Annotated in this window: 5 protein-coding genes; all 5 read left to right on the forward strand. The window is 52.3% G+C overall.

Annotation, left to right across the window (positions count from 1 at the left end; translation table 11 throughout):
- The first annotated feature begins 342 nt into the window (after positions 1 to 342).
- The 5 genes from HPO_RS19135 to HPO_RS20435 all read left to right on the forward strand — a co-directional run bounded on the left by HPO_RS19135 (position 343) and on the right by HPO_RS20435 (position 6,415).
- Positions 343 to 1,383 carry a cyclase family protein gene (locus tag HPO_RS19135; protein ID WP_035602736.1) on the forward strand — a complete coding sequence of 347 codons (1,041 nt, stop codon included), beginning with the start codon at positions 343 to 345 and terminating at the stop codon, positions 1,381 to 1,383.
- A gap of 147 nt (positions 1,384 to 1,530) precedes the next feature.
- Positions 1,531 to 2,676, forward strand: a complete 1,146-nt coding sequence (locus HPO_RS19140) for an acyl-CoA dehydrogenase family protein (RefSeq protein WP_035602739.1) — start codon at positions 1,531 to 1,533, stop codon at positions 2,674 to 2,676.
- Positions 2,673 to 3,650, forward strand: coding sequence for an acyl-CoA dehydrogenase family protein (locus HPO_RS19145; RefSeq protein ID WP_051612849.1), 978 nt, complete (start codon positions 2,673 to 2,675; stop codon positions 3,648 to 3,650). Before HPO_RS19140 ends, HPO_RS19145 begins: the two co-directional genes overlap by 4 nt.
- Positions 3,651 to 5,273: a class I adenylate-forming enzyme family protein gene (locus tag HPO_RS19150; RefSeq protein ID WP_051612850.1), complete on the forward strand. Its 1,623-nt coding sequence runs from the start codon at positions 3,651 to 3,653 to the stop codon at positions 5,271 to 5,273.
- Entirely contained in the window at positions 5,270 to 6,415 is a 1,146-nt protein-coding gene (locus tag HPO_RS20435; protein WP_084324460.1) for an FAS1-like dehydratase domain-containing protein, read from the forward strand. Before HPO_RS19150 ends, HPO_RS20435 begins: the two co-directional genes overlap by 4 nt.
- Positions 6,416 to 6,493 lie beyond the last annotated feature (78 nt).

Here is a 6,493-nt window from a genome sequence, read left to right on the forward strand (position 1 = left end):
CGGGGTTACCGGCGCGGTTCAAAGATAGTCTGCACGGGCTAGTTGCTGAGATGCTGCGTCGAGCAAACTGGACGTCTTGGTCCGAAAAGCCGTTGGAAGCCAGGAAGCAGACTTCTTCAGGGCCAGCCGTAATGACTTCCGCTTGACGGCCGCTAATATGATCGGCTCCCCGGATCGTCTGTCGTTCAAGTATTGCTTTTGCCGGTGTTGGGCGCTCACGCATGTCAGGTCCTCGCGGGAGCAAAAATTCCATGTATGCGAACTAGGTCCAGGCAGCATTGCTGTTAGGATGATCAGCTCGCAACCGAAAATCTCACGCACGTACAAAAGGAGCTGGGCGCTATGAACCCAAGATTCAAAGTTCGTCCCCCTGGATCTAACTGGGGTGATTTCGGACCCAACGATCAAATAGGCCGTCTCAATTTGATTACGTCTCAGAAGGTGCTTCAGGGGATCGCCGAAGTTAAGGAAGGTCTTACATTCTGCCTCAGCCTGCCGCTCAACCGCCCAGGCAATCAGGCGCTTGCGCCTTCTCGAAAACCTCCGAAGGTGCTCCCGGCACTGGTGGGGCGCAAACAGAAACCTTTCCTGAATTTCCCCATGTCACTTGTAGTAAACGGCGCCATTGATGTTGGGTCTGATGACTACGCAACAATCTATCTTCAACATTCGACTCAATGGGATGGCTTTGCGCACTCCGGTGCATGGTTTGACGCAGATGACGATGGGGAGCCTGAGATTCGATACTATAATGGCTATAAGGGCGGCGAGGATGTAGTGGTTATTGAGGATCGTGGAGACGATACACCAAACCACGGCGGAGCCCTCCGTCTCGGAATTGAACACATGGCTGCGAGCTGTGTTCAAGGGAGGGGCGTTATGATTGATCTCGAAAAGCACTTCGGAAGGCAAAGGCGAGCTGTAGGCTTCAAAGACCTTGAGCAAGTGATGAAAGCCGATGGGGTAGTCGTAGAAAGAGGAGATATCGTATGCTTCCGCACTGGGCTCGCTAAGCTGGTTTGGGAAGGGGGTGACGCGCCTGACCCGGCACTTCTGAACTCGGTCTGCGCAGGACTCGACGGTCACGACGACGATTTGCTCGATTGGATATCATCGAGCGAACTCGCAGCAATTGTCTCTGACAACTTTGCCGTCGAGCTGCACGTTGTCGGAGAAGAGAAGCTATCGGTCGATTGCTGCGTTTCGCCACTGCACCGACATTGCTTGTTCAAGTTGGGCATTCCCTTGGGCGAACTTTGGTACCTATCGGAACTTGCAGACTGGCTTGCTGCAAACAATCGCACGAGGTTCATGTTGACGGCACCTCCTTTGCGCCTGCCCGGGGCCTTGGGCTCTCCTTTGACGCCGGTCGCGACAGTCTGAGCTAATATTCCTGTAGATCTGGACGGATTAGGTTCCGCATACTCAGAACTGATCGCCTTGGGTTCCAAGCTTATTGACCTGTTCTGTGCGCTTCAATTGAATGACATCCGAGCACCGCCACGGGTCAATTATGCAACGAGGTTATTCATGGATTTTTCTTGGACAGATGAACAAGTGGGATTCAGGCGCAGGGTCAGGAACTTCCTTCAGGCAAACCTGCCGAAAGACTGGTACGAGAATTATGTTTTTGGCTTGGGGTCAGAGCAGCAACTCGACTTCTCTCGTGAGTTTTGTGCGAAGCTTGCCGAAGAGGGGCTGCTAACATCGCACTGGCCGAAGGAATACGGCGGAGCTGACAGCTCTCTATGGGATCTCTTCATAGAGTCGGAAGAAATGTGGGACTTCGCGGAACCGCGCGGACCACAATATATGGGCACAAACTGGATCGGTCCGGCCCTTCTCAAATTCGGCACAGCGGAACAAAAGGCCGAACACCTCCCGAGGATCGCAAGCGGAAAATACATCTGGTGCCAAGGGTTCTCGGAACCGCAGGCGGGCACCGATCTCGCGGCACTTACGACTCGGGCGGAGCGGGCAGGCAGCAAGTACATTATCAATGGGATGAAAATATGGACGTCATATGCCTACAAGGCAGACTGGATGTTCCTGTTGGCGCGCACAAGTAGCAGCCGAAAATCCATTTCAGTATTCCTTGTGCCGATGAATGCTCCGGGAATTCGAGTCGTTGGGTTCCCAGGACTGGTCGAGCCCGGGCATTTGCACGAAGTTCATTTCACCGATGTAGAGGTTCCGGTTTCCGCCAGGGTTGGCGAAGAAGGACAGGCTTGGCCAATTGTGACTTATGCGCTCAGTCATGAGCGTGTTGGGCTGCCCAGATATCAGTGGGCAGATCGTGTATTGGGACTGGCGATCGAAATGTTGAAGATCGATGGCAAGTTCACAGAGACGCTACAGGCTGAATCCGCCAGAATTCTCGCCAAGATCGAAGTCGCACGCGTGCTGGCATACGCGGTGATGAACGAGCGTATAGCTGATGGTGCAAGAGCGGAAGCAACCCTGCCCAATGTGCAGCGTATTGCTGCGGCTGATGCCTGCTCCGATCTGCTATCTTTCCTGATGGACAATTTGCCTGAAACACTTTGCGGTCGAAGCAAGTTCATCGAGTTATTTTACCGGGCACAGATCGTGAGTACGATTGCGTCTGGAACGTATGAACTCCAGCTCGACCTTCTTTCACATCGCGCACTGCAATTGCCGAGGATGTACACTTGAACCTGAATCACACCGAAGAGCAAAAGCTCATTATAGAGTCATTGCGGGGAATCGTCAAAAAGCATGGTACTCTGCTGCCGGATGAGCGTCGCGCTCTCTTTGTGCCGGCAGATGAAATGGAGATTGAACTCCGTCATTCCGGCTTCCTTGATCTTGCAGAACAAGACGGAATGGGTGCGCTTGAAGCCGTACTCGTTGTAGAAGAGCTATCCGCGAGTGCACGAGTAATCGAAGTTGGTGCGTCTTTGCTCGTTGCTCCGCAATTGAGCGTCTCAGTTCCGGGGCCTGTTGCGCTAATCAGAAGTTCAGATATTCACAAGCCGCATCGTTTCCTCCCTAAAGCCAATACTGCGCTTGTGCTTCTCGAATCTGAGAATGATGTCGCTATCCTCGATCTTGCATCGATCAAAGTGCATACCGTTGATACTATCCTGGGCTACCCCTTTGGAACATTTGCCAGTGTTCCCGACCTGGATAGAGCGCCGCGGGCCGGTTCGGCGTCGGGCGATGTCATGCGAAAATGGTGGAGGCTGGCGATTGCCGCTGAGTGTTCGGGGGCTATCCGCAGCGCGACGGAATTCACGACGGACTATGTCAAGGATCGGGTTGTGTTCGGACGACCACTCGGTGCGTTTCAGGCGCTCCAGCACCGGCTAGCTCATTGTCACAAGCTGTCGAACGGTTTGCATTGGTTACTAATGCGCGCGGCGTGGAGTGAGGCTGAAGTTGATGCGGCCCTTGTTGCTTTGTACGCTCAGCAGCACATACAGCAGATTGTTTTTGATCTTCATCAGTTCAATGGCGCCATGGGCATGACACTTGAGCACGCGCTTCATTTTTGGACTTACCGATTGCGTGCGTTGCAAGGCGAACTCGGCGGATTCAATGAGCAAGCTCTGGCGGCCGCGAAAATCCTTTGGAGCGGAGACAAATCTCCCTGCGCCTTGCCCGAGTTGATGAGAGGGGATTGTTGAATGAGGTCCGACGAAGCAAAAATAGTTGCGAACGTGAGTGATGGACATTCAAGCTGGAGTGAACTCGGTGTCTACTCCGGTAAATCCATTGGCCGTCAGATAGAAGATAACCTCGAACATATCGGCGATTGTGAGATCGTTTTCACCTCTGCAGGTGACAGTGTCAGTCACAAAGTTTCGGCACTTGTCGCGCGGAGCAAAGAGGTTGCCGCCGCTTTGATTGGGCTCGGATTGAATCCGGGAGACCGCGCAGCGGTCATGATGCCAAATGGAGAAAATTGTCTATTGCTTTGGTTGGCGGGAATGCATTGTGGTGTCACAATCGTTCCAATTGTCATGATATATGGCATAAGCGAAGTGGAATTTATTCTAAAGGACAGCGGCGCGCGCGCTTTCTTCTGTCTGGGCCGTACCTCAAAGAAAGATTCAACACCGATCGCAGAACATTGCATTGCCCATCATCTCGTCGATCATGTGGTGATGGATGCGGAAGATGTGGTGCGCGGGGCGCTAAGCTGGAACGAATTTCTCAACTATTCGTCAAACAAGCGACGGGTCCGAGAAGTTGTGGGCGATGACCTATCATTTATTGTGTACACATCCGGAACGACTTCCCGTCCAAAGGGCGTTCGCCATACTCACAATACGCTTGGTTACGAACTCGCGTCCAGCGCCTGGGATCGTACGGGGTATGCGAGAGGGCTCGCCGCCATGCCGGCTGGTCATATCGCGGGTTTGCTCATAATCATGCGGCCATTCTTCTGGCCGGGCTCCATTCATATCATGGATGAGTGGGATGCGGAGCGAGCCGCTAGGCTGATCGAATCTGCGCAGATTTCCGAAAGCGGCGGAACGCCTTACCATTTCAATCAGTTGATCGATATGGTGGAGCGTTTGGGTTCCGATATCCGGTCACTGAAGATGTGGATAAGCGGCGCTACGGTCGTTCCTGAATCTTTAGTGAGGCGAGGCAACGAGTATGGTATTGCAGTTTGTCGTTGCTATGGCTCCTCTGAGCATCCAACTATTTCTCAGAACTTTCCGCATAATCCAGAGGACAAACGTATAGGGACGGACGGTCAGATTATGCCGCACGTCCGAGTACGTATCGTAGATGATTCTGGCAACGACCTTCCGGCATTGTCAGACGGACACATCCTGTCGAGAGGTCCGGACTTGTTCGTCGGGTATACTGATGAAGCACTGAACCGGGAATGCTTTTTGGATGGGTGGTATCGGACAGGCGACATCGGAAAAATTGATGCCGAAAACTACCTGACGATCACTGGCAGAGAAAAAGATATTATCATTCGTGGCGGTGAGAATATCTCCGCTCGTGAAGTGGAGGAAACACTTCTGCTTCATCCGGCTGTTAAAGACGCGGCAGCAGTCGCTATGCCCGATCCTGCAATGGGCGAGAAAGTCTGCGCATTCATAGTTCTGCGTCACGGTGAATCTCTATCTCTGGAGGAAACCTTAAGGCATTTCATCAGCGTTGGGCTTGCCAAGCAGAAGACACCGGAGCGTCTATTTTTTGTGGAGAGTTTGCCGCGAAATGGAATTGGCAAGGCTGACAAGAAGGCCCTAAAGGCTCAATTGCAGAAAGACCTGGCAGCTCCATGAGCGACCCTAACTCCTATGGTCAGATTACCGATGCTGGTCTTGCCAGCATGCGTGCCGATGTGGGTGAATTTTTTCACCGGCATGGATGGAACGAGCAGGTTACATTACGTGGAGTTGAGCACTTCGCGGTTGGCATAGGTGACATAAATCCGCTTTGGATAAATGCACAGTATGCGGAAAAAACGGTCTGGAAGAATCCGATAGCTCCTCCTTGTTACCTTTATTCCCATATCAACGGGTCATTGCTGGGTGAGAAACACGGGGTCCTTACAGTAGACCGTTGGTTGCCGGGTGTTCTTGGTTTGTGGGCAGATGAAAGATGGTCATGGAAAAGGGAGGTGAACGTTGGTGAGACCATTTCAGCTCGAACATGTTTAAATGACGCGGAAATTGTTGAGAACTCCCGATTTGGTGCTCGATTTGTGAATCAAGTGGAGCGCACCGAATTTTTGAGCTCCGACACGGGGGAAATTGTTGCCGAAAACTTCATGACGATCCGCAGGTTTGAGCGCTCTGAGGTTACCAAAAAATCTAAGTACAGCGAGCGCATACTTGCTAGCTATACTCGCGAAGAGTCGGAGAAAATCTCTGAAGCATACGGAAATGAGCGTCCGCGTGGTTCGGTTCCACGTCCAGTTTCGTCTGTCAGAGTAGACGAGGCGATGGGCGCGATGCTGAAAGGGCCGCTGTCAGTATCGAATATTATTGCATATCTGGCGGGGGCTGGCACTTCGTTCATCTTTGCCAATCGCGAGCACTATCGGTTTCTCTCAGACAACCCCACCGCAGCGTTGCTCCATCCTGACAACGGAATCCTTGAGAGTGTCGAGGCCCCACATTGGGATTCTGAATTGGCTAAGGCGTTCAGTGGTCTTCCGGCCGGCTATGATTTGGGGGCGCAAAGGGTTTGCTGGTTCAGCCACTATGTAACAGATTGGATGGGAGATTCTGGTTTTCTCAAAGATCTTCAGGTTAAACTGCTAAAGCCGAACTTGTTAGGTGATCTTACCACAATGAATGGCAAGGTTGCAGCAATTGATCGGGTTGCCAAACAGGTAAAGTTAGAAATGACGGCAACAAATCAGTTGTCGGAAGTAACTGCCATAGCGACAGCAATAGTCGATCTCTCGCGTTGGGGCTAATCTGCGCAGATAATTCTGACCTGAAACCCGCTCGGTTCCGCATTGGAATGGATAATTGAACCACGCCGGGTTTGCCGG

Origin of the sequence: Hyphomonas polymorpha PS728 (assembly GCF_000685315.1) — a bacterium.
Taxonomy (GTDB): Bacteria; Pseudomonadota; Alphaproteobacteria; order Caulobacterales; family Hyphomonadaceae; genus Hyphomonas; species Hyphomonas polymorpha.

Bases quoted from the DNA above. Each gene is read 5' to 3' on its own strand.
- HPO_RS19140 (WP_035602739.1), top strand. From the start codon at position 1,531: ATGGATTTTTCTTGGACAGATGAACAAGTGGGATTCAGGCGCAGGGTC.
- HPO_RS19135 (WP_035602736.1), top strand. From the start codon at position 343: ATGAACCCAAGATTCAAAGTTCGTCCCCCTGGATCTAACTGGGGTGAT.
- HPO_RS20435 (WP_084324460.1), top strand. From the start codon at position 5,270: ATGAGCGACCCTAACTCCTATGGTCAGATTACCGATGCTGGTCTTGCC.
- HPO_RS19150 (WP_051612850.1), top strand. From the start codon at position 3,651: ATGAGGTCCGACGAAGCAAAAATAGTTGCGAACGTGAGTGATGGACAT.